General features: G+C 69.0%; 26 protein-coding genes and 1 tRNA gene. 19 read left to right on the top strand and 8 right to left on the bottom strand.

All coding sequences use genetic code 11. From position 1 onward, the window contains the following. The first annotated feature begins 296 nt into the window (after nt 1-296). On the top strand, nt 297-980 hold the full coding sequence (locus P8A20_RS17725; protein WP_147958518.1) for a bifunctional DNA primase/polymerase: 684 nt from the start codon (nt 297-299) through the stop codon (nt 978-980). A gap of 664 nt (nt 981-1,644) precedes the next feature. Here the strand turns inward: P8A20_RS17725 and P8A20_RS17720 are convergent. The 3 genes from P8A20_RS17720 to P8A20_RS17710 form a co-directional block, all read right to left on the bottom strand. Beyond that, a complete protein-coding gene (locus tag P8A20_RS17720; protein ID WP_147958517.1) occupies nt 1,645-2,610 on the bottom strand; it encodes a DUF5926 family protein in 966 nt (321 codons plus the stop codon). A 127-nt stretch (nt 2,611-2,737) separates the two neighbouring features. After that, the gene (locus tag P8A20_RS17715; protein WP_147958516.1) at nt 2,738-3,337 is read right to left on the bottom strand and encodes an ATP-binding protein; all 600 of its coding nucleotides are present in this window, start codon (nt 3,335-3,337) and stop codon (nt 2,738-2,740) included. Between the two features lie 140 nt (nt 3,338-3,477). After that, the gene (locus tag P8A20_RS17710) at nt 3,478-4,305 is read right to left on the bottom strand and encodes a glycerophosphodiester phosphodiesterase (protein ID WP_147958514.1); all 828 of its coding nucleotides are present in this window, start codon (nt 4,303-4,305) and stop codon (nt 3,478-3,480) included. 197 nt (nt 4,306-4,502) lie between these two features. Between P8A20_RS17710 and P8A20_RS17705 the strand changes: the two genes are divergently transcribed. Next, complete coding sequence (locus P8A20_RS17705; RefSeq protein ID WP_306103848.1) at nt 4,503-5,990, top strand: S1C family serine protease; 1,488 nt, start codon at nt 4,503-4,505, stop codon at nt 5,988-5,990. Between the two features lie 63 nt (nt 5,991-6,053). Next, nucleotides 6,054-6,140, top strand: a tRNA-Ser gene (locus P8A20_RS17700). Between the two features lie 162 nt (nt 6,141-6,302). Here the strand turns inward: P8A20_RS17700 and P8A20_RS17695 are convergent. Continuing rightward, a complete protein-coding gene (locus P8A20_RS17695; protein ID WP_306103847.1) occupies nt 6,303-7,058 on the bottom strand; it encodes a GntR family transcriptional regulator in 756 nt (251 codons plus the stop codon). A gap of 78 nt (nt 7,059-7,136) precedes the next feature. On the opposite strand from P8A20_RS17695, the gene P8A20_RS17690 reads away from it, so the two are divergent. The 4 genes from P8A20_RS17690 (at nt 7,137) to P8A20_RS17675 (ending at nt 9,211) form a co-directional block, all read left to right on the top strand. Then, nucleotides 7,137-7,415, top strand: a complete 279-nt coding sequence (locus tag P8A20_RS17690; protein ID WP_306103846.1) for a hypothetical protein — start codon at nt 7,137-7,139, stop codon at nt 7,413-7,415. Between the two features lie 526 nt (nt 7,416-7,941). Next, a complete protein-coding gene (locus tag P8A20_RS17685; protein ID WP_306103845.1) occupies nt 7,942-8,166 on the top strand; it encodes a hypothetical protein in 225 nt (74 codons plus the stop codon). Next, nucleotides 8,163-8,906: a GntR family transcriptional regulator gene (locus tag P8A20_RS17680; RefSeq protein ID WP_306103844.1), complete on the top strand. Its 744-nt coding sequence runs from the start codon at nt 8,163-8,165 to the stop codon at nt 8,904-8,906. The genes P8A20_RS17685 and P8A20_RS17680 overlap by 4 nt, the downstream gene beginning before the upstream one ends. After that, nucleotides 8,903-9,211 (top strand): hypothetical protein, encoded by a 309-nt coding sequence (locus tag P8A20_RS17675; protein ID WP_306103843.1) that lies wholly within the window; start codon nt 8,903-8,905, stop codon nt 9,209-9,211. Before P8A20_RS17680 ends, P8A20_RS17675 begins: the two co-directional genes overlap by 4 nt. A gap of 1,950 nt (nt 9,212-11,161) precedes the next feature. Here P8A20_RS17675 and P8A20_RS17670 read toward each other — a convergent pair. Then, entirely contained in the window at nt 11,162-11,626 is a 465-nt protein-coding gene (locus P8A20_RS17670) for an NUDIX hydrolase (RefSeq protein ID WP_306103842.1), read from the bottom strand. A gap of 18 nt (nt 11,627-11,644) precedes the next feature. On the opposite strand from P8A20_RS17670, the gene P8A20_RS17665 reads away from it, so the two are divergent. The 12 genes from P8A20_RS17665 (at nt 11,645) to P8A20_RS17610 (ending at nt 18,998) form a co-directional block, all read left to right on the top strand. Continuing rightward, a complete protein-coding gene (locus P8A20_RS17665; RefSeq protein ID WP_306103841.1) occupies nt 11,645-12,424 on the top strand; it encodes a GntR family transcriptional regulator in 780 nt (259 codons plus the stop codon). Nucleotides 12,425-12,563: 139 nt separating this feature from the next. Further along, on the top strand, nt 12,564-12,923 hold the full coding sequence (locus P8A20_RS17660) for an SCO3933 family regulatory protein (RefSeq protein ID WP_306103840.1): 360 nt from the start codon (nt 12,564-12,566) through the stop codon (nt 12,921-12,923). 2 nt (nt 12,924-12,925) lie between these two features. After that, nucleotides 12,926-14,278: an FtsK/SpoIIIE domain-containing protein gene (locus P8A20_RS17655; RefSeq protein WP_306103839.1), complete on the top strand. Its 1,353-nt coding sequence runs from the start codon at nt 12,926-12,928 to the stop codon at nt 14,276-14,278. A 79-nt stretch (nt 14,279-14,357) separates the two neighbouring features. Further along, the gene (locus P8A20_RS17650; protein ID WP_098898778.1) at nt 14,358-14,543 is read left to right on the top strand and encodes a hypothetical protein; all 186 of its coding nucleotides are present in this window, start codon (nt 14,358-14,360) and stop codon (nt 14,541-14,543) included. After that, nucleotides 14,543-15,208, top strand: a complete 666-nt coding sequence (locus P8A20_RS17645; protein WP_306103838.1) for a DUF2637 domain-containing protein — start codon at nt 14,543-14,545, stop codon at nt 15,206-15,208. The genes P8A20_RS17650 and P8A20_RS17645 overlap by 1 nt, the downstream gene beginning before the upstream one ends. Before the next feature lie 18 nt (nt 15,209-15,226). Next, entirely contained in the window at nt 15,227-15,412 is a 186-nt protein-coding gene (locus P8A20_RS17640) for a hypothetical protein (RefSeq protein ID WP_126931169.1), read from the top strand. Between the two features lie 5 nt (nt 15,413-15,417). Further along, nucleotides 15,418-15,609, top strand: coding sequence for a mobile element transfer protein (locus P8A20_RS17635; RefSeq protein WP_056702241.1), 192 nt, complete (start codon nt 15,418-15,420; stop codon nt 15,607-15,609). Between the two features lie 12 nt (nt 15,610-15,621). Continuing rightward, a complete protein-coding gene (locus P8A20_RS17630) occupies nt 15,622-15,777 on the top strand; it encodes a hypothetical protein (RefSeq protein ID WP_306103837.1) in 156 nt (51 codons plus the stop codon). A 27-nt stretch (nt 15,778-15,804) separates the two neighbouring features. Continuing rightward, the gene (locus P8A20_RS17625; RefSeq protein WP_306103836.1) at nt 15,805-16,119 is read left to right on the top strand and encodes a SpdD-like protein; all 315 of its coding nucleotides are present in this window, start codon (nt 15,805-15,807) and stop codon (nt 16,117-16,119) included. 91 nt (nt 16,120-16,210) lie between these two features. Next, nucleotides 16,211-17,626, top strand: a complete 1,416-nt coding sequence (gene repSA / locus P8A20_RS17620) for a replication initiator protein RepSA (RefSeq protein WP_306103835.1) — start codon at nt 16,211-16,213, stop codon at nt 17,624-17,626. Nucleotides 17,627-17,628: 2 nt separating this feature from the next. Continuing rightward, nucleotides 17,629-17,850 carry a helix-turn-helix domain-containing protein gene (locus P8A20_RS17615; RefSeq protein WP_014155129.1) on the top strand — a complete coding sequence of 74 codons (222 nt, stop codon included), beginning with the start codon at nt 17,629-17,631 and terminating at the stop codon, nt 17,848-17,850. Further along, entirely contained in the window at nt 17,850-18,998 is a 1,149-nt protein-coding gene (locus P8A20_RS17610) for a tyrosine-type recombinase/integrase (RefSeq protein ID WP_306103834.1), read from the top strand. The genes P8A20_RS17615 and P8A20_RS17610 overlap by 1 nt, the downstream gene beginning before the upstream one ends. A 794-nt stretch (nt 18,999-19,792) precedes the next feature. On the opposite strand, the gene P8A20_RS17605 is transcribed toward P8A20_RS17610, so the two are convergent. The 3 genes from P8A20_RS17605 to P8A20_RS17595 all read right to left on the bottom strand — a co-directional run bounded on the left by P8A20_RS17605 (nt 19,793) and on the right by P8A20_RS17595 (nt 22,435). Beyond that, nucleotides 19,793-20,272 (bottom strand): hypothetical protein, encoded by a 480-nt coding sequence (locus P8A20_RS17605; protein ID WP_147958512.1) that lies wholly within the window; start codon nt 20,270-20,272, stop codon nt 19,793-19,795. Between the two features lie 58 nt (nt 20,273-20,330). Next, nucleotides 20,331-21,440 carry a hypothetical protein gene (locus P8A20_RS17600; RefSeq protein WP_147958511.1) on the bottom strand — a complete coding sequence of 370 codons (1,110 nt, stop codon included), beginning with the start codon at nt 21,438-21,440 and terminating at the stop codon, nt 20,331-20,333. 101 nt (nt 21,441-21,541) lie between these two features. After that, complete coding sequence (locus P8A20_RS17595) at nt 21,542-22,435, bottom strand: bifunctional DNA primase/polymerase (protein WP_306103833.1); 894 nt, start codon at nt 22,433-22,435, stop codon at nt 21,542-21,544. Nucleotides 22,436-22,670 lie beyond the last annotated feature (235 nt).

Below are 22,670 nucleotides of genomic sequence, written 5' to 3'. Positions count from 1 at the left end.
TGACGGCTGCCCGCCCACCCCCGAGTTGCGGGGTTGCACAAGGGACGGCACGCGCGATGCGCACGCCGACCGCGCGATGTACTGACTGGACTCGGCTCGGCTCAACCCGGTTCGACTCGGATCAGCTCCATTCTGTTCGGTTCCACTCTGCTCTGCTCGGCTCACGCTCGGCACCGACGACCGTCCGTACCGCAGTCCCGATGGGCGAGCACGCAAAGCGAAGAGACGCACACGTGGTGTAACGAACACGTGGTGCGATGTGGACCTCGGCGTTCAACGGAAAGGAACGAGCGCTCATGCGCGAGATCCTCGGAAGGCGACGCAGGCACCGGCCCCGGCGCAAGGGAAGTTCCGCCCAGCTCGACGCGGCGCTGATCTGTGCCACCGCCCGGAAGTGGCCCGTGCTCCCCGGAGCAGGGCTGGCGACGGGGGCCGTAGGCGGCGGACGCGGCCGTGGCTGCGCCTGCCCCGACCCCGAGTGCGCCGTACCCGGCGCACACCCCTTCGATCCCGGCCTCCTCGCGGCGACCACCGACGCCCGCATGGTGCGCTGGTGGTGGACCAACCGGCCCACCGCTCCCGTCCTCCTGGCCACCGGTGGACAGGCGCCCTGCGCCCTGAGCCTGCCGGCCGTCGCGGGCGCCCGGGCGCTGACCGCGCTCGACGGCATGGGGCTGCGGCTCGGCCCCGTGGTGGCGACACCCACCAGGTGGTCGCTGCTGGTCGCTCCGTACACCCTGGAACGTCTCGGTGAACTGCTGCACGCCAAGGACCGGGTGCCCAGCTCTCTGCGGTTCCACGGGGAGGGCGGCTATCTCGTCCTGCCTCCGTCAGAGGTGGGTACGGGGCAGGTGCGCTGGGAGCGTGCGCCGGAGAGCGGTAGCGACGAGGTGTGGCTTCCGGACGTGGAATCCGTCCTGGACGCGCTCGTCGAGGCGAGCAACAGCGCTCCGGACGGCGGCAGCAGGCTCACGTACTGAGTGGTCGAGGATGTACGGACGCGGGAACGGCGGGCGGCTCACCCTCTGATGAGGGTGTGGTGCCGCCCGGCCCACCCGCGTGACCGAGCGGTCGTAGAGAGCCCCGCGCATGTGATCGCACCACCAGTGGAACGGGATCCCGCAGGCTTTCTGACGACTGCTCGGCGGTCCGGAACGGGATCCCACGGCGGCCTTCACACGGTGCCCGGGAGAACGGTGCCCGCGATGCCACCGGTGTGTATTCTCCCGCGCCGGGGGCTCGAGCGCGGTACCCGGCGGCGAGCCCGGGTTTCTGTCCGAAAGCGGATGCCGGTACGGCCGGTGGGCGCGCGGTGCGAAGTCCGTCTGCGGCGGCCCGGCGAGGCGGTTGCCCCGGGTGGGCCTGGGGGACGGATGCGCCGGCGCTGAGGCGGATGCGGGTCCGGGCGGAGTGCGCAGGCGCGCCGGTACGCCGAGTGCTCCGGCGTACGCCCCGGCGGTCCGGGCCCGGAAACGAGAACGTCCGGCCGCTGGCGACGGGGGATGCACCAGCGACCGGACTTCCAGAACCGTAACAAGAGATCTGCCGTTAGCAAATTCGATCTCGCCTATTCGGACAGCGATTTACCGACGGGTACGGGGAGTTGTGACAGGAGTCACCGTCACGTCCCGGCTCTCGTCACTGTCAGCTGAGCGTGACCTGGCGGTTGGTGAGCCCGCCGCGTGCGCGGCGCTCCTCGCCCGTCAGCGGAGCGTCCGAGGCGAGGGCCTCGACGAGCCGCTCCGCGAACTGCGCCGCGGGCTTCTCGCACTCCTCGGCACCCATCGCGCTCGGCAGGTCCCAGACCGGGACCATCAGCCCGTGGGCGCGGAACGAGCCCACCAGACGGGTCCCCTCGCCGAGCGACGAGGTGCCCGCGGCGTGCAGCCGGGCCAAGGCGTCGAGCAGCTGCTCCTCGGGGTGCGGCATCACCCAGCGCAGGTGGTTCTTCTCCGGCGTCTCGCACCAGTAGGCGGCGTCCACCCCGGAGAGCCGGGTGGTCGGGATGGCCGCCGCGTTGGCACGCTCCAGGGAGGCGGACACCTCCGCCGTGGCGTTCTCCGCGTCGGGGACCCAGAACTCGAACCCGGAGTGCACGACGGGCTCGAACGCGGCGTCGGGGTCGAGTACGTCCTGCAGGCGCGGGCCGTCGGCGGGCACCCGCCGGGCGGTGACCGGCGAACCGGGCTCGGCTTCCAGAGCGCGCTGCAGGGTGTCCGCGAGATCGCGGCTGAGGTCGCCGGAAGAGGTGTCGTTCTGCAGGGCGAGCAGGACCGAGCCGTCGTCACGGCGGAGCGCCGGCCAGGCCATCGGCAGCACCGTGGCGAGCGACACGGACGGGACGCCGTCGGGAAGACCGCCCTTCAGTGTCAGCTCGACGGTGGCGGCGGGGACCAGCTCGCGCAGGGCGATCCAGTCGCACTCCCCGGCGATTCCCTCGAAGGGACGCTGGACCAGCTCGGTCACGGCCTGGGCGGCGGCGCGTCCGTGACACGCCTTGTAACGGCGGCCCGAACCGCACGGGCAGGGCTCACGAGCTCCGACGACCGGGATTTCACCGTCCTTGAGCTGCGGCTTCCCGGCCTTGGACTGAGTGCGCTTCTTGGCCATGGTGGGCGTTCTCCCGATTGCGACAGTGCGGTCTCGGGCGCGAGCCTAGCCGTCCCTGTCGTCGCCGGGGCACTCCTGCCGCGGCAGCCTCGCGGGCCACTGCGCGGCACCGCGTGGCGTGCCGCTCTCAGCCCGCGTCGTCGAAGGCGTCGAGAACGTCGGCGAGTTCCAGGCCGTCGAGCGAGCCGAACCCGCTCATCCCGTGCAGCCCGTCCAGCTTGGACCGGCCGCGGCGTGCGGACCTCGCGGGGCCCGGGGCCGCCGTGGGGAAGCCGCCGTGTCCGTGCCTGCCCGAGGACACCAGGGCCCAGACGGTGACCTCGCCGACCGTGTCGTCCCGTACGCCCCACTCCTTGGCGAGGGCGCTGATGATGTTCAGTCCGCGTCCGCCGCGAGCCGTGACCGACGGTGTGGAGGGGACCGGCCTGGTCGGCCCGCCGCCGTCCGTGACCTCGACGGTCAGGTCGCCACGTCTGTCCACGCGCCATGCGGCACGGATGTCGCCGTCCCCCACCTCCGAGTGCTTCCCCAGCGGTCTGCCGTGCCGGCAGGCATTGCTGAGGAGTTCGGAAAGGATCAGTACTGCGTCGTCGACCACGGTGTCCGAGACCCCGTTGCTGCGCAATTGCTCACGCATACGGTGCCGTGCCTGCCCCACGCCCGCAGGGCCATGGGGTACGGCCATGCTCGACGACGTCGGCACTTCTTGTGCCACCACAAACGCCACCCCCGAGACCTCCTTCGCCCCACGCCACGGATTGGATGCCCTCCTGGACTGCGCCGGAAACCGGCCACGCCTGTGTCAGTGATGCACTCGTAACGATCGATTGCGGAGTGAATGCGCCGGTGCACCTCCTGTGACGGGTGCTAAGAACGGCCAAGTTGCGACAGCACCTGTTTCGGCCGGTTGGTGATGATTGCTTCCACTCCGAGGCGTACGCAGAGCTCGACGTCCTCCGGCTCGTTCACGGTCCAGACGTGCACCCGGTGCCCCGCCCTGTGCAGCCGTTCGATGTAGCCGGGGTGATTGCGTACGATCCGCATCCCCGGGCCGGCGATCCGGGCCCCGGCCGGGAGCCGTCCGTCGCGCAGCCTCGGTGAGACGAACTGCATCAGGAACACGGTGGGAAGGGTGGGGGCGGCGGCCCGCACGCGGTACAGGGACCGTGCGGAGAAGCTCATGACGCGTACCGGCGACGGTCCGTCCGCGGGCGGTGCGTCCAGTCCGAACCGCTTGAGCAGGTGGAGCAGCCGTTCCTCGACCTGTCCCGCCCAGCGCGTGGGGTGCTTCGTCTCGATGGCCAGCTGGAGCGGCCGGCCGGTGGCGCGGACGTCGTGGGCCAGTTCGAGGAGCCGTTCCAGGGTGAGTACGGACGTGAGCTCGCCCGGCACGGGGTCCCAGTCGGGGGACTCCTCGTGGTCCTTCCAGGAACCGAAGTCGAGGGCGGCGAGGTCGGCCAGTTCCAGGGCGGAGACGGCGCCGCGGCCGTTGGACGTGCGGTTCACCCTGCGGTCGTGCACACAGACGAGCTGTCCGTCCGCGGTGAGGCGGACATCGCACTCCAGGGCGTCCGCACCGTCCTCGACGGCCTTCCGGTACGCGGCCAGGGTGTGCTCGGGGGCGTCGTCCGAGGCCCCGCGGTGCGCGATGACCTGGATGGGAGGCTGTGGTGAGGGTAGGCGTGCGTCGGTCACCGCGTCATCGTGTCACCGAGACGCGTCGGCTGCCGACACCTTGTCGCGTGCGACCGTTTTGCCTGATGTAAAGATTGGTGTGCGGATGCACAGGTCCTGTTTACAGTGGCCTGACGTGCTGTGGGAAAAGCTGACCGCAGACACGTGCACAGCGGATCTCTTGCCGAATGCCGAGTGGAACCGAGGAGTAAAGAGCTGTGAGCACCGAGAACGAGGGCAACGAGGGCAACGCGGTTCCGTCCGCACCGTCTGTTCCGTCCGCACCTCCCGTGCCGGCTGCCGCTCCCGAAGGCACCCCGCAGGGAGCCCCGCCCGCGCCGCAGGCGCCGCCTGCCGCACCCGCGGACGCACCGACGGCGCAGGTCCCTGGTGCGGCGCACCAGGAGGGCGCCGACCCGTCCACCGCCGCGCACGAGCAGTACCCGTACGCGCCGCCGTCGCCTCAGCAGCCTCCGGCCGGGTCGGCCGCCTGGCCGCCGCCCCCGCCCGCCGTCCCCTCGTACGCCGACGGCGGGAGCCCCCCGGCCTGGGGAGCCCCGGTGCCCTCGGACGAGCAGCCGCGCAAGCGCCGCGCGAGCGGCCTGGTCGCCGCGGTCGCGGTGGCGGCACTGGTCGCCGGCGGCGTCGGCGGAGCCCTCGGCTACTGGGCCGCCGACAGCAGCGGCTCCGGCTCCTCGGGGTCGACCACGGTCGCGGCCTCCAACAGCCCGAAGGACTTCAAGCGCGAGGCCGGCACCGTCGCGGGTGTGGCTGCGAGCGCCCTGCCCAGCGTGGTCACCATCGACGCGAAGTCCGGCGACGGCGAGGGCGGCACGGGCACCGGCTTCGTGTACGACAAGGAGGGCCACATCCTCACGAACAACCACGTGGTGGCCTCCGCGGCGGACAGCGGTCAGCTGACCGCGACGTTCTCGAACGGCAAGAAGTACGACGCCGAGGTGATCGGCCGGGCCCAGGGCTACGACGTGGCCGTGCTGAAGCTGAAGGACGCCCCGGACGGGCTGACCCCGCTGGCCCTGGGGGACTCCGACAAGGTCGCGGTGGGTGATTCAACCATCGCGATCGGAGCCCCGTTCGGCCTCTCCAACACGGTCACCACCGGCATCATCAGCGCGAAGAACCGCCCGGTGGCATCCGGTGACGGCTCCAGCAACAAGAACTCGTACATGAGCGCCCTGCAGACCGACGCCTCGATCAACCCGGGCAACTCGGGCGGACCGCTCCTGGACGCGGGCGGCGCCGTCATCGGCATCAACTCCGCCATCCAGTCCACCAGCGGCGGCGGCGTCGGCCAGTCCCAGGCCGGTTCCATCGGCCTCGGCTTCGCCATCCCGGTCAACCAGGCCAAGAACGTCGCCGAGCAGCTGATCAGGACGGGCCAGCCCGTCTACCCGGTGATCGGCGCGACGGTGACGATGGAGGAGAAGACCGGAGGCGCCGTCATCTCGGACGAGGGCGCGGGCGGCACCCCTGCCGTCACCCCGGACGGCCCCGCGGCCAAGGCCGGGCTGAAGGCCGGCGACGTGATCACCAAGTTCAACGACACGGCGGTCGAGAGCGGGCCGACGCTGATCGGCGAGATCTGGACCCACAAGCCGGGCGACAAGGTCACGCTGACCTACACGCGCGACGGTAGGACGGAGACGGCCGAACTGACCCTGGGCGAGCGCAAGGGCGACAGCTGACCGGCTAGGCTGTTCCACGCATCGAGCCGTCCCCCGGCCACCGGGGGTGCGGTGACGACGCGGGGTGGGTTGCCCGAGCGGCCTAAGGGAACGGTCTTGAAAACCGTCGTGGCAGCGATGTCACCGTGGGTTCAAATCCCACACCCACCGCAGGCGAAAGGCCCCTGACCAGTACGTATGGTCGGGGGCCTTTGCCATGCCCGTTCCCCGCCAGGCACCGCTGTTCCCTCTGGTTTCCCGCTCTGTCGGGCACGGAAGGGGCACGCAGGGGGCACGGCTGGGCCACGGCTTCGGAGCTGCCTGGGCAGCTCGTCAGCGGTTGATCGGGATCTCGTAGACGATCTCGCAGTGCGCTGCGGGCACCACGATGTCCGCCGTCTCCACGGGGCGGCCGTCGTCGCTGTAGTACGTCCGCCGGATGTGCGTCACGAGCGCGGCTTTCTGGATGCCGAGTAGTGATGCTTCCTCGGCGGTCGCGTGCCTCGGTTCGGGCTGCTCCACCGCGTGGCTGATGGTGACTCCGATCTCGGCCATGCGGTTCACGACCCCGGCCCCCGCGTGGGGCCCTCCCTCGGGGAGAACGACGAGGGTTCCGCCAGTGACGGCGTACGGCTCCCAACTCGTCGACAGCTGAACCGGCTTCCCGTCCGCAAGGAACTCGTACGTCGTCCGCACGCACAGCTCCCCCTCAACGATGCCGAGCCGCGTCGCGATCTCCGCCGGGGCCGGCACCTTGGCGTCGGTCCGGCTCTCCCAGTCGCTCTGTAGGCGAAGGGCCTTCATGTCCTGGCGGAACGGGGACCCGCTGGGCTGCTCACGTGCCGACGACCGGACGACTCTCACGCGCTCCCGGGGCTCGGCGACATAGGTCCCCGATCCGGCCCGGCCTTCCAGCACGCCTTGGGAGATCAGCAACTCCTGTGCCCTGCGCACCACGTTCTCGCCCACGCCGCACTCCTGGCCGATCTGGGCGCGGGATGGGAGACGGTCGCCCGGTTCCCAGACGTGCTCCGCGATGCGCTGCCGGAGTTCGTCGGCGATGCGGAGGTACGGCGGTTGCTCAGACATATGGAAAATCTAGTCCACTAGCTCTAATCTAGTTAACTAGCTTCACTGAAAGTGATCGCTGGCAACGGAGGGTGTGCTGTGTCCGCTTCGGAAGTGACCGCGGCGGCTATCGCCGCCCGCTTGTCTGCCGCTGGCCTACGCCCGCGCGTGGAGGAGCACACCCGGTTCACGACGGTCGAGGCAGAAGTACCGGACACGCTCTCTGCCGATTCATGGCAGGAGGTCCTGGACGCGGTGGCCGATGCCGACCGGTTCGGGCTTGTGGCCACCAGCTTGAACGGCCGCACCTTATGGGCGGTCGTACGTAAAACGGTCCCCACGACAGGCGACGTCGGGGGACCGGGCTATCAGCGATAGGAGCTGAACAGCATGTTCAACCGTATCCGCCAAGCCATCGCGCGCACCAGAGCGCGGTGCTTCCCTAACGGTCGGCACCGCCGCCCCTTAACGCCCGCCCGGCCGCTGGCCCCTCTCACCTGCCCCGCGCCCGCTGACGCTTCGACCGTCGCCCTGAGGCGGATTCCCGTCGGCCCGCTACACCGTTACCCGCTGAGGGGAGAGGACGTCGCGCTTGTCCGTCCGTACCTGCTGGCGTGGGAAGAGCAGCGTGCACGGACGCGCTCAGTGTTCGTCGCCCCACACTTGCCGGCCGATGCCTGGTCGGCCCTCGCGGGGGCCCACTGATGCCTCCTCGCCGGCAACCGCACCCAACGGACACGACTTCAGTCCCCTACCGCTCGATCGCCTGCTGGATCGGGACGCACCACTCCTGCATCGAGCCGTCCCCGCCTGCGACGACGGACGACGTACCGGTGATCTACGAGGAGTGCATCTGCCCGTGCCACTCGACCCCCGACCCGTCCGTGCCCGTGGGGGCGGTGGTATGAGGACCCCAGCCCCCGGCGGCGCGCTGGTCTCCACCGTCGAGGTCACTGCGGCCACCGTGCAGCGCGGCGACATCATCCAACTGGGCGGTCAGGCCTGCCGAGTGAGCGACCTCTTCCAGCTCCCTCAAGGGGCCAAGCAACTGGTCTTCGAGTCGGGCGAACTGCTGGCCATACACGCCCGTACCTGGCTCATCGCCCTGCGACTGCTGAGAAGGCGGTGACTGGCTCCGTGCCCCGACGCCATCACGACATCGCCGACGACCTACGCCACCAGATCACGACGGGCGGCGTCAAGCCTGGCGAACGCCTCCCGTCCGAAGCCGGCCTGGCCGCCCGGTACAGGGTCAGCACGGTGACCTTGCGACGTGCTCTCGCCGTGCTCCAGGGCGAAGGACTCGTCGAAAAAATCCACGGCAAGGGCAACTACGTCCGTCACCCCCGCCGCAAGATCATGTACGTCGGAGGCTGGGGCACGCTGGACCCCTGGACCGCCGCTGGGCCCACGATGCGCATTACGGTTCGCAGCACCACGGTTCCGGCCTCCGTGCAGCTGACGACGTTGCTGAAAGTGCCGACGGGCAGCCCTCTCGCCGAGTTCACCTGCCTCAGCCTCGAACAAGGGGCGCCGCACGGCCTGGCCCGCATCTACATCCCGCGCGACCTGGCCCCGGCCGGAGTCCTCGACGACGACTCCGTGTGCCGGGAGGCAGTAACGCGATTCGCCGTCCTTGGCCCGTCGCCGGCCACCATCCGAGAGACGGTCTCCGCCCGCTCTCCCACCCCAGACGAAGCGTCGGCCCTCCGCATCGGAAACAACATGGCGGTTCTCGCGATCACGCGCATCGCCACCGACGCCAACGGCCGCGTCGTAGAAGCCGCGCTCCTGGCCTTTCCGGGAGACCGAGTCGACGCTGTCTTCACCGCCCACCACGTGCTCAACGAGAGGCCAACCCAAGGATGACAACACCGAACGAGCTTCGGCTCCTCCCATGGTCTGGCCCGGGGGACAAGCCCTGCTACCTGAGCACCGACGACCCGGACGGCTACATGTCCCGCCTCGCGGACGGCATCGAAGCGATCCAACTCGGCACGGCAAGGGAACTGTTGGAAGAGGCCTCAGAAGTTCTCGGAAACCAGGACACGTCCCTTGACGAGATGCGGTGCCTGGCCAAAGAGCTGACCGGGGCACTGCGGGACATCTTCCGCGTCGCAACGAGCCGCGGCCACCTCCGGGCAACGAGCGATCCGCATGAGTCCGCCTATTGATCTACAGTCCCGCAGACCAACACACCAGAGAGGCCCATGGCTCTGACCAGATCAGATGCCATGGGCTTCTGGCTTTGCTGGCCGACTTTCGTCGACCTTGAACGGCCCCTGAGGACTGCTTCGTCCCGAAGTAACTCGGGTGGGCGCGGCGTCTTGGGCGTGCGGTGTGGCCCTCACCTGGACCAATGGTTCGTAGGCCTTCGCCGGCGTTGTCACGCAGTTAGACACCCGCCCTCTCGGTTACGAGCAACGCCGTTCATACGCACCCTCATTTGAGGGTGCCGAGTTCAAGGGGGGTGGGATAGCTGCGGCATCCGGAGAGACGATTTTCGGCCGCGTGCATGATCGAGACGCAACGGCTGAAGTTGCACTACGCCCAGTCCACCTGGGCTTACGCCATGTAGCGGATGCCTGTGGTCTGCCACACCGTGCTGCGGCGGCCGGAATGATACATCAGGTGTATGACAGTCGGAGGAGTCGGCGCTAGTCTGGTAGATCGCAGGCTTGAGCCGCGACACCTGGGGGAGTCCAATGCTGCACGGGCAGATGCTCTGCTATGGCGCTGTCGGCGGAGCGTTGGTGTCAATGGTGACCCTCTACAAGCACCTGCAGATGCGGAACCAATGGCCCTGGAAAGTCAAGAACGGGCCGACAACGCCGATGTATTTCACTGGTGAGGCCATACGGATCTTATTAGGCGCTGGCGTTGCATGGGGGCTTGCCGCAACGGATCAACTAGGCGTCTTTGGGGCAATAGTGGTTGGCGCGGGGGCGCCTGCCATTCTAGACAAATGGCAGCGAGCGGCGCCCGGGCTCGCGATGACTCAGCACGCGACCATGACGGAGCCATCTCAGCAATCAGAAGAGATGCAGCCTGGCGTAACGAGAATGGCCGTCGGTCGTTCAACTGCTGAGGAAGGTGGCGTGTAAGTATGAGAACTCGCTTCTTAGATGCCCTGACCCACAGCGGTCCGGGGTACGAATTAGGTCAGGATGACGTCTGGTCCGAACCGCGTGCGGGCGTAAGTCGATTACTCGACGCGGTAACTCACAGCGGCTCCGGCTACTCGCTGCCATCCGTGGCAGAAATGTCTGAAATCGCCGAACTAAAGCGGCGTAAGATGAAGAATCTGGATGGTGCCCTGTTAGAAGGGTTCGAGCAATTCTTCTACGCTAAAGGGCACCTGGAGGCTGCGGCGCGGGCAGACGATCCCGAGGATAAGAAGCAGCAACTTGAAGCAGCCGTGGCATGTCTGCGCATGTACCTGCACCATGCAGATGGGCCACTGGAGCTGGCGTTGGATGCAGCGCGAGAGGCCCTTGGTCCGCTCGACCTGCGATCGAGGCTAATGCTTCACCGGCTGGATCGCGTCCTGAGCAGGTTGAAGAGCGCTGTCCAAGGCCTCCTCGTTGCGTTACAGGGGTCACGGAAACCGCGAGAACGCATAACGCGCCAATCGCAAGCAGCCGTGAAGCAGGCAACTCGGTCTATGGAGGTTCTCTGTCACGCTGTAGCTCGATAGGTGAAGAACGGTGTACACGTAGACTGCAGTCGTAGGGGTGGCCCCAAGCGGGGGCTGCCCCTACGAGCTTTTTTAGGTTTCCTTTGGGGGCAGATTCCATGTCGAGGTCGGTGGAGCGGCTTTGGGCTGGAGCTGCTTTGGGGCGAGTGATCATGGCCCCTTAAGCTTCCGGCGCGTCGGGCAGTCCGTGGACCTGCCCGTCAAAGCACGACGTTGGGGCCATGATCTTAGAGGCTCGCCCCAAAGTGGCTGCCTAAAGCCGTGGAGCCGACCGCCCCAGCCACAGAGGGTGTCTCCTACTTCATGCCCGCAGCCGCCGAGCGCGCCGCCGGGCGCGGCCAGCCGGGGCGGAGACAGGAGGCAGGCCGCGCCGCAGAGGCGGCGCGCGCCCGCGCCGTGCGCGGGCCTTGATGAAGTAGAGAAAGTCTTATCCCGCTGTGATGAGCTGCTTGCCGTCGTGGCTCCGCACGTGAGGGCCGTTGCCGTCCAGGGCGTCCAGGAGGCGGACCGCGTAGACCTCGGCCATGCGCTCGCTGACCTCGTCGGGTGTGAGCCAGGAGACGGCGGTCGACTCGCTTGAAGTGCGCTCGGTGCCGCCGGAGGGCTTGCAGCGGAAGACCAGGGCGACGATGCCTCGGGTCGTGTTCTTGTAGACGCCGGTGAGCTGGTCCACCTCGACGTGGATGCCTGTCTCTTCCCAGACCTCGCGGGCAACGCCGGCTTCCGGTGTCTCGTTGAGTTCGAGGATGCCGCCGGGGAGCTCCCAGGTGCCGTTGTCGGCTCGGCGGATCCCCAGGAGGCGGCCGTCCTCGCGCACCACTACTCCGGCGACGGACACGGAGTGCAGGGGAGTGGGCGTCGCTTCCTGTGGTTGACTCATGTAGAGGAGCATAGGAGGCAGGGAAGGACTATGGGAACTGCGGCGGGAGGGGCCGGTTCCGGTCCTCGGTATGTGCAGATCGCTGATGACCTCGTGCAGCAGATCCGCGCGGGGGTTCTCAAGGCCGGCGACATGGTGCCGAGCGAATCCGAGCTGGTGGACCGCTACGGCGTCTCCGGCGGGACGATCCGTAAGGCCATGGTCGAGGTACGGGCGAGTGGGCTCGTCGAGACCAGGCACGGCAAGGGCTCGATCGTGAAGAACCGGCCCCCCGTACGGCACCGCTCGTCCGATCGCTTCCGGCGCTCGCTCCGGCAGGGTGGCCAGGCCGCCTACCTCGCGGAGTCCGCACAGTCCGGCGCCACCGCCAAAGTCAGCGTCCTCTACATCGGTCCTATGGACGCGCCCGAGGATGCCGCCGAGCGCCTGGGCGTTCCCGCCGGTACACAGGTGTTGGCCCGCCGGCGCCTCTACTTCCGTAACGGCACCCCGGTTGAGACCGCCTCGTCGTACCTGCCCTGGGACGTGGTGAAAGAGATCCCGGAGCTGTTCTCCGAGAACCCTGGTGGCGGCGGCATCTATGCCCGACTCGAAGACCACGGGCATGAGTTCGCGGAGTTCGTCGAGACGCTGCAAGCGCGCCCGGCCTCGAAGTCGGAGGCGTCGGAACTGGCGCTCAGCCCTGGCGCGCCCGTGGTTCACCTGATCCGGGAGGCCCGTACGACCGCGGGTCGGGTGGTCGAGGTGTGCGACACGCTCATGGCCGCTGACCAGTTCGTTTTCGAGTATCGGATTCCTGCCGACGACTGACGGCCGCTCAACTTCCCGCAACCCGTCGTGAGTTCTTCTTCGCGGCGGGTTGACTCATGTACAGGAGTCATGCACTCTTCTTCATGTCACTCATATACATGAGTGGCGGAGTTCAGCATCTATAGAGGAGTGATCTGCTGTGCGTCAGATTCCCGTCAACACCTCCAGCGCTGTCGTGATGGTCGCCAAGACTCCGCAGGTCAAGGTCCGTGACCGCCGCACCGGTGAGATCGCCACCGACATGGAGACCGGTGCCCAGCTCATGACGGTGGACGTGATGTTCGCGGCGAACGAGGAGGTGGAGATCCTGTCCGTCACCGTTCCGCAGCCCGGGATCAGCGGTGAGCTGTCCATGGGCACGCCGGTCGCGCTCACCGGCCTGGTCGCTCGTCCGTGGGAGAACGACTTCAACGGTCAGCGGCGGCACGGCATCGCGTTCCGCGCGGTCGCGGTCACCTCGCTCGCCGACGTCGCCGCCGCAGGGTCGAAGGCGGCCTGATCATGACCGCTTTCACGGTCGCTCTGGTGCTGGTCGTCGCCGCTGCGGGTCTCCTGCGGTGGCGGCGGCCCGCCTGGTACTGGTTGGCCTTCGGGGTCACCCTGGCCGCGCTGCGGGTCTTGGTCCGATACCGCTCGGTCATGGACGCGTGCGGGTTGACCGTTCCGCCGCCGCGGTGGCGGCTATCTCTGGCTCGGGCCACCAACCGGCCGATACCTGAGCCCCGCCCACCGCGTATCCGGCGACTGCGGCCGACTCGCACCGGCCTGGTCCTCCGACTCAAGCTCCGACCCGGCCAGGACGTCTTCGACATCGCCACGGCCTCGGACCGACTTCGGCACTCGTTCTCGATGTTCGGCGTGACCTCACGCGAGGTGCGGTCCGGTGTCGTCGAGGTGCGGATGACCGGATACGACGTGCTCAAGCGGGTGCAGATGCCTGCTGAGACGGAGACCCGGGCGATGCGGGTACCGGTCGGCCTTCGGGAGGACGGGTCGGTGCACTACCGCGACTACCGCGCGATACCTCACGCCCTCACCCTCGGCGCCACGGAGTCCGGCAAGTCGGTCTACCAACGCAACCTGGTCGCCGGCCTTGCTCCTCTGGACGTTGCTCTCGTCGGCCTCGACTGCAAGCAAGGGGTCGAACTCTTCCCGCTGGCGCGCCGGTTCTCAGCGCTGGCCGACAGTCCGGACACCGCTGCCGAACTCCTCGATGCACTCGTGGCGCGGATGGCGGACGTCTACTGCCTCATCCGTACCCAGCAGCGCATCACCGTCGATGTGCCGGACGCGGAGATCGCCGCCGACATCTGGGACCTGCCTGATGAGCTCCGCCCGACCCCGGTCGTCGTCCTGGTCGACGAGGTGGCCGAACTCGCCCTGTACGCAACGAAGGAGGAGGAGAGGCGGCGGGACCGCATCATCACCGCCTTGGTCCGTCTCGCGCAGCTCGGCCGCGCCGCCGGTATCTACCTCGAAATCTGTGGACAGCGCTTCGGCTCCGAACTCGGCAAGGGCATCACCATGCTCCGCGCCCAACTCACCGGCCGCACCGCCCACCGTCTCAACGACGAGACCTCCGCCAACATGGCCTTCGGCGACATCGCCCCGGACGCGGTCCTCGCCGCCATCCAGATTCCCGCCGAACTGCGAGGCCTCGCCATCGCGGGAGACGCGTCCGGCGGTTGGCATCGCATCCGCGCTCCGCACACCTCGCTCCGCCAGGCCGTGAACCTCTGCAACCGGTACGCCGACAGGACCCCGGACCTGCCCGAGCTGGCCCCTTTCCGGCCCACCACCGGCACCTCCACCGAGCTTGTGCCATCGGCGAAGGCCTCTCCGGCCACCGCCTGATCTCTCCCCCACCCGGTAGGCGTGACCGTCTTCGCGCCGAGTCCCTACCACTGCCATGCCCAGAGAAGGGAGAACCGCCATGTGCCCTGACTGCGAGGACTTCGCCCGGACCGTGCTTCTGCTCGGCCAACTCGCCCTGTACGCCGACATGGCCGGCGCCGACCTCGACTTCGTGGACGCCGTCAGCCCGTCCCTCGCCGTGTCGCTGCCGGAGCCGCCGCCGGGCACGTTCCCGGACGACTCCGACCCCGCTGAGGACTCCTGATGGGCGCCCGGCACGGTCTCCGGATCGACGCGGTGTTGATCCAGGCGGTTATCGCCGGAGCTCTGTCCTTCGCCCACGTGCATGACCTCGCCGCCGCGGCCGGACAGGACGGCTGGAAGGCATGGGCCTACCCGGTCAGCGTCGACTTGCTCCTTGTCGCCGCCTGGCGTCGGCTGCGCAGCGAGGGTCCGTCTCGGTTGGCCTGGTGCTGGTTCCTGATCGCCCTGTTCGCGTCGCTCGGCGCCAACGTCGCCACCGCCGGGTTCCTCGACCTGGCCGACCCACCGGCCCCGCTCCGGCTCGGCATCGCCGGATGGCCCGCACTCGCCTTCCTCGGCGGCACTCTCCTCGCCCACTCGTCGGGGAAGCCGGAGTCAGCTCCGCCAGCCGCCGTCACGGAGACGAAGGACGTCGAGCCGGCGCGTGTCCCTGACGCCGCCCCGATCCCATCCCCGGCCTATGAACTCCCTGCGGCAACGGCCCTGTCCTCGCCACCGACCCCGTCCCCGGATACGCCCGTTCCCGCCGTGCTGATCGACCACGCCCGCAAGGTCGCCGACGAGTACCGCACCCGCACCGGATCACCGATCGACACCGACACCCTCCGCTCCCGCCTCGGCGTTCCGCCCCATCTCGCCGACGCCATCGCCGCCCGCCTCAGCTGACTGCAAAGGAGAACTGAGATGACCCACGATCCCGCCGACCTGACCGTGGCCGACTACCTCGACGGAGCGCGTGAGATGGCCGCAGCCGGACGTCCCTTCCTCGCTCACCTGCTCGCCGAGGAAGCCGCACGGCGCGTCGACGACCCGGCCACCGCCCGCAGCATCCGCGCCCAGTACACCGACCCGACGACCGACAGGGGCTGACCGGCATGCCCGCCCGCGACAGCTTCCACTCCGTGATGCGTATCGGCCCCGTGCAGATCGGCACCCACCGCGACCGCACCGGCCGCACCGCCCACGCCGCCGTCTGCACTGCCGACCGCTGCGGCTGGTCCGCCGACTACTCCAGCCGGACCGCCGCCCAACTCGCCGCCCGTACCCACCGCTGCACCGCCCGTTAGGAGACAGCGTCCATGGACATCCCCCTCTGGATCGCCCTGCTGGTCGTCGGCTACCTCGGCATCAAGCTCTTCCGTCCGCCGGTGTGGCTGATCTGCGTGCTCCTCCTCGGCGGCTACCTCCTCGCCGACAGCCTCTTCGCCTCTGTCATCGACACCGCCGTCAAGTAACCCGCGCCCGGGAGAGGAGAACCACCCATGTTCCAGCCCAAGATCCCGACCATGCCGCAGCCCTCGGGCCTGGTCACCCCGCCCGCCGTAGTCCAGCCGACCACCATCACGCCGGGCACGCCTGCCCCGGCACCCGCCGCCGCCCCTGAGTCGTCCCGTCCGGTCGTACAGCTGACCCCCGGCACTGCGGTCGCGCTCGTCGGTGCCGGTACCGCCGTAGTCCTGGTCGTCGGCACCGTCCTGGTCTCGCTGCTCCTGGCGGTCGCCGTCACCAGCGCATCGGTCGCCGTATGCGCGGTCGTCCTGCGCTCCCAGATCGCGTCCGACGCCAAACGCCGCTGACCGGCCCCCGGGCGGCCTCGATACCGCCAAGCATCCGCCGCCCGGGAGCCGTGCCCACCGATCGATCTCGCAACCGGAAGGAACCCCCAGCATGGCCCACCGGCCCTCACCCTCGAAACAGAAGCGGTCCATGCCCGCCCCACAGCTCGACCCGACCGTCCTCGGGGACGTTCTCCGGGTGGCCTCGGCCTCCGACTACACCCGCTGGGAGGACCAGATCCGCCGCACCGGCGGCTGTGCCGACCCTGTCCATCTGAGCGGCTGGGTAACCCACAAGGACAAGGCCACCGGCGCGACCCTGCACCGCTACTCGACCGCGTACGAGCCGGGCGGGCGCCTCCGCATCGCTTGCGGCAACCGCCGCGCCTCTCGCTGCCCCTCTTGCGCCTGGACCTACGCGGGCGACACCTACCACCTGATCCGCGCCGGCCTCGCCGGAGACGACCGCCGCGACATCACCGCCGCCGTCCGCGACCACCCGCGCGTCTTCACCACCCTCACCGCACCCTCGTTCGGCCCTGTCCACAACCGCCCCGACCGGGGCACCTGCCGTTGCGGCACGGCGCACGCCTCGGACTCCGGGGACCTGGGCTCCGCCCTTGACCCGGAGACCTACGACTACGCGGGCGCCGTGCTCTTCAACAACCACGCCGGGGAGCTCTGGCAGCGCTTCACCACCCGACTTCGCCGCGAACTCGCCATCCACGCGGGCATCCCACGCCGTGAGCTGGGCGACCATCTCCGCGTCTCCTTCGGCAAGGTCGCTGAATTCCAGAAGCGCGGAGCCCTCCACTTCCATGCCGTCGTACGTCTCGACGGCCCGGACGGACCTTGTACTCCGCCGCCCCCCTGGGCCACGGTCGACCTCCTCACCGACGCGATACGCGCCGCAGCCGCGCACTCGTACACGTCGGTCTCCGTCCCGGCTGCCGGTGAACAGCCGGCCCGGACCTTTCGATGGGGCCGACAGCTCGACGTCCGCCCGGTCAAGGCCTTCGGCGACGGTTCAGATGTCACCGAACAGGCCGTCGCCTCGTACGTGGCCAAGTACGCCACCAAAGCCGCCGAGAACACCGGCACCCTGGACCGCCGCATCGGTGAGCTCGCCGAACTCGACCGCCACCGCGTTCCCGATCACACCCGTCGGCTCATCACCGCATGCCGTGAGCTCGACAGCCTCTATCCAGATCGGCGCCTCTGGGCCTGGGCGCACATGCTCGGCTTTCGCGGCCACTTCTCGTCCAAGTCCCGCACCTACTCGACCACCCTCGGCGCCCTCCGCCAGGAACGCGCCGACTACCGCGCTTCACAGGAAGCGACCGTCCTTGGCCTGGCCGACCGTGAACCGGACACCGTCCTCGTCCTGACGGACTGGCAGTACGTCGGCCACGGGCACACCCCCGGCGAAGGAGCTCTCGCCGCCACCATCGCCCGTGACCTCCAGACCAACCGCGAGACCGCCCGCGACGTACTGAAGGAGCGCAATTCCAACGAGGGGGAGTGGTGACCGTGGCGGACCGACTGCTCACCGTGAATCAGGTCGCCGAACGCCTCGGCACCGGTCTCCGCTTTCCTCGCCGGCTCATCGAGGAACGCCGCATCACGTTCGTCAAGGTCGGCCGACACGTCCGCATCCCCGAGAGCGCCGTGGAGGAGTACGTCAGTGCCCATACGGTGGCGCCGATCGTCCTGCGGCCCGCCTCGGCGTACTCGTACCGGAGGGCCGCCTGATGGCCGCCAAGCGTAAGTCCCGACGCGCCTTCGGCCGGATCCGGAAGTTGCCGTCCGGCCGGTTCCAGGCTCGGTATCCGGGGCCTGACGGTGTGCTGCGTGCCGCTGATCAGACGTTCGCGACAACGACGGACGCCGATCGCTGGCTGGCACGGAAGCGAATCGAGATGGAGGAGGGCCGCTGGCTCGACCCCGCCGAGGGACGGACCACCGTCCACGATTGGTCGGCACGATGGCTCACCGCGGTCTCCCCGCAGCTCAAGCACAAGACACAGGCGTCGTACCGATCCTTGATCAACTCGCTGATTGTTCCGGCGCTCGGTGACCGTGAGCTTTCCAGCCTCCGGCCGATCACCATCGTCGAATGGGTCGGTGCGATGAAGACCCGTGGTCTCAGCGCCTCGCGGATCAGGCAGGCCTACCGGGTGCTCTCGCAGATCATGCGGGCGGCCGTCGACAACGAGATGATCGGACAGACGCCGTGCAGGGGCGTGAAGCTGCCTCGCATGCCTCAGACCGAGCCGCACATCCTCACCCCGCTGGAAGCCTCACGGATTGTGAGGAGCGCGACGAAGCCGCATGACCTGCTGATCTCCTTGCTCGCCTACACGGGTCTGCGGGTCGGGGAGGCGTTCGCGCTGCGGCGAGCGGACATCGATGTGTCGGGCGGCCTGGTCCTCGTCGATGAGAACCTGGCGGAAGCGAACGGCACCCTCGTCTTCGACACCCCGAAGTCCCATCAGAAGAGGGTCCTGCGGATCGGGCCGTCGCTCGCGGCGCGGATCGGCCGGCACCTGGAGACGCTGCCCAATGGGGAGGACACTCTCCTGTTTGTCACGCCTGGCGGCAAGCCTCTGCGTTACAACCAGTGGCGCAAGGCGTACTTCGATCCCGCCGTGGCGGCTGCCGGGCTCACTGACGTCACGCCGCACGATCTCCGCGCCTCGCACGGGACGTGGGTCGCCGATCGGTACGGCGTGATGACCGCCGCGCACCGGCTCGGCCACTCGAACGCAAGCGTTACGACTCGGCACTATGCCCGGCCCGTCATCGGCCGTGACGAACAAGTCGCCGAAGCGGCGGACTCCTGGCTCAGTGGCCACGAAGACGATGACGACGGCTCCACTGCGGTGCCTGCTCGTACATGATCTGGCGTCAACCTCCTGCGCCTGGATGGCCCTCAAACCGAAATCGGTTTGGGGGCATTCGTCTTGTGGGCGGCCGACTGCGACTACCGACTTGGTTGCACGCAAGGGATGCTGGGGCCATGACCAGGGGGAGTAAACGCGCCATTGCTGGCTACTGCACGCTCACACTGATGGCCGCGGCAGCCACAGCCTGGGCTCTGATGAGCGGGCTCGCGCGGTTGGATCTGGTGGGGGACGCGGTCCAGGTCCGCATCGTGGAGTGCCACAGCAAGGGCGGAGGACGTGGCGGCAGTTACTCCGTGTGCAGCGGACCGGAGGTGGGTAACGAGGCGCACACGCTCAAGATCAGGTACGACGGTCGCGAAGGAGAGGTCGTCAAAGCTGTCCGGACACCGTGGGGTAGTTACACGCCGGTGGATCGCAGCTTCGTTTCCTGGGGCATCAACGTACTGACGCCAGTGCTTCCCATCCTGGGGGGAGCCGTAACTGGGGCATTGACTCTCAGAGAGGTGCGCCGAGTGCGACGAGACAGCCGGTCGAACGCTGGGGCACGTAGCGGGCACGACGCCGAGGGAGACGGCCGGACCTCGGAGTCCACAAGCCTCTGACCTGGGACGGAGAGCAGAGGACGCCAGACAGCCAAAAGGTCTTGAAAACCGTCGTGGCAGCGATGTCACCGTGGGTTCAAATCCCACACCCACCGCAGAGAGACGGCCCCTGACCAGGCGAATCGGTCGGGGGCCGTTCCGGTACGTGTGACTGCTATGCACTACGCGTCGTGGTGCACGCAGAGCTCACCGGACGACGACCGCTTTCGATATCGTCAGATCCGACCGCGCTGCCTCGTGAAGTACGTTGAGCGCCTCCACCAGAGGAATCGGGCGGATCTCGGCCATTCCGTTCGAGGGGACGCGGGCCGTCCTCAGCAGCTTCCAGGTCTGCTGGTTGACGGTGTGAGCGGCGGTGGCGGCCCTCTCGTTGCTCAGCAGGACGAAGGTCTCGAAGAGGATCGATCTTCTGTTCTCGCTCTCCTCCATCTCCTGCAACGCGTCGGACGCGTCAGTTCCGGCATCGTGGGCCCGTCCGGCTTCCAGGGCAGCCCTCTGGATCTCCTTGATGCACGTCACGTACTGGATGTACGTGTCGAGCTTGCGCTCGTCCCATCGCGTGGCCATCTCCCTCCGGAATTTGGCCCGTTCGGCGACTACCGTCGCGAAGTAGGACGTCAGGGCGCCTATGAGGACGCCGACCAGGGTGAAGATCTGGGTGGCCATGACAACAACGTACCGACGCGGGGGACTGCGGCGCCTTCCGGATTTCCCGCGGCCGGGCTCAGGGCAGGGCCGGGCCGTCGGTGCGGGGGTGCCGGAGTGCGCCCAGGATCGTGGGCATGTGCTTGTTGCGGGTGACGACGAGCACCTCCTCGCCGTTGTCCTCGCACTCCAGGACCAGGGCGCGGCCCCCGTAGTCGGGGCGGTCGGCGGGGTCCGTCGTGTAGGGCGGACGGACGCGTACCGGGGTCAGGGTGTCGGGTACTTCCCTGCGGTAGGCGGAGCCGGTGGGGTCGGGTGTGGAGGCCAGGTAGCCGGGGCCGACCACGAGGAAGCCACCTCCGCTGTCCGCGTACGGCGTGCTGCCCAGGACGCGGCCGCCTATGACCTCCTCCTCGATGGGTACGGCGGGCGTCAGGCCGATCGTGTCGTCGCCGTGCTGACGCCGCTTCAGCACGACGGCTGCGGTCAGACAGGCGATCAGCACCACGACGGTTCCCGACGCGACGAGCCGGAACGCCGCCTGGATGCTGCCGGTGAACCAGGGCGCGACGGCCCCGAGCAGGGTGAGAAGGAGCGCGCCCGTGGTCGTCACGGCCGCCTGCCAGGGGTACGCCCTGAGCGTGGGCGGCGAGCGGCGGGACATCCAGTACCAGCCCCAGAGGAAAGCCGTCCCGTAGAACGCGAGGCCGAGGCCCAGCGAGCAGAGGAGCCGGTAGTCGCCTCTCGGATCCGCGTTGGTGGACAGACGGGTCGAGGAGAAGTCGACGTACCGGATCTGACTCCGCCAGTACGTCACCTCGACCTTCGTTCCCGGCTCTGCGAGTGGGGCTTCCCGGGGGCTGCCGTGGAGACGGGTGCGGCTGGAGGTCCCGTCCGACTCGGTGAGGTACAGCCAGTACGTCGGTGTCTTGCGGCCCTGCACCTCGTCGGCCCGGTCGATGTGCGCCGCGGCGGTGCGCAGACAGTCCGCGCCCCGGGTGCCCTGGGCGCCGGGCGGGCAGGCGACCGCTGCCCTGAAGTCCCTTTCGTCGGCCAGCGCGCCGGGCGTGCCGACCAGCAGCAGCCACGCGGCCACCAGCAGGCACACGGCGCCGAACACCGCGGCGCCACGCGTTGCCGGACGGTTCTTCCTGGGACGGCGGGACGGGGCGGCTCCGGTTGGCGTCACCGGCGCATTGTGCGGCGACGGGTGAGGGCGAGGACAGGGGGGATCCGTGCATGGCCGGCGTGCTCCTCGTTGCCAGGAACCGGCAACGAGGAGCGCCCACTTCAGGGATTCGGGCGCCGGGTGGTCAGGCGTGCGGCCGAGGCGATCGTGGCGCGGGCCTCCGGTTCGGTGAGCCCGGTGGCGACCGCCGCCTCGGTGAGGGCGTCGGCGAGGTCGTCGCCGAAGCCGTGTTCGTACGCGCGGCAGGCCGCCCAGAACAGGCGGGTGTTGCGCTGGCCCTCGTGCGCGGCGCGTACGAACTGGACCAGGCCCTGCCCCTGCCGGGCCTGCCGTCCGGAGGGTGCCGGGCCGGCGGTGGAGCGGCGGGGGCGCGGCGCCGTTGTGAGCAGGCGCAGGAGGCCCCGGGGGCAGGGGGCCGGCGCGAGGTGTGCCGTGCCCGGGGCGAGCCGGTACCGGCCGTGGGTGGTGACCGAGCCGGGGCCGACGAGGTAGCCGCCCGCCCCGCGTACGTCGATACCGGGGGCGAGCCGGCCCGCGGAGTTGGGCACTGAGGCCCCCGGCGGGCCCGTCAGCCAGAGGTGCCGCCCGCCGCTGGGAGTGAGCACGGTGACGGTGGGCGGGATGGTGAACAGGTGCTGGAGGGCCAGCTGTCGCAGTGCGGCCACGGAGTCGTTGCCGTGCGTGGTGTCGATGTCGAGGTCGATGCCGATCAGGCGGTGCGGCTGCCGTCCACAGGCGATGCCGTACCCGGTGGCCCTGGGTGCCGCGGCGAAGAGCGCGCGGACGGCGGCCGGGTCGGTGGTGGCGTCGTGGACCCCGTGGCCGGGGAGTCCGCAGGCGCCCCGGCAGAGGACAGGAGGGTGCTCGTCCCGGTGTGGTGAGCGCAGTGCGGGGAGCTTGGTGGCGGACAGCGGGAAGACGGGGAGCCCGCGCTCGGCGGCGGAGAGCGCATGGGCCAGGGCCAGGGTGGCAGCCTGCCGGTCGGTGGTGGCCATGGGATCATTTTCGTACACACGTTCGAAGAAGGGAAGAGGGGTGGGTCCGACCGCGGCGGAACAGTCACTCTCGCGGGAGGTTTACCGGCCGGCCCTCATGCGTGCGGGGGAATCATGTGGCGCGGGCGGTTCGCGTCGGACGCGGTGGGCAGTTCTGCACCCGCGACGTCGTGACCAGTACCGGGGTGGTCGGCCAACTGCTTCGGAATCAGCTGTATCAAGCCGCATTTTCGGT

Origin of the sequence: Streptomyces sp. Alt3 (genome assembly GCF_030719215.1) — a bacterium.
In the GTDB taxonomy this organism is placed as follows: domain Bacteria; phylum Actinomycetota; class Actinomycetes; order Streptomycetales; family Streptomycetaceae; genus Streptomyces; species Streptomyces glycanivorans.
Note: the sequence above shows the minus strand (reverse complement) of the source record. Positions and strands in the feature narration are given on the sequence as shown.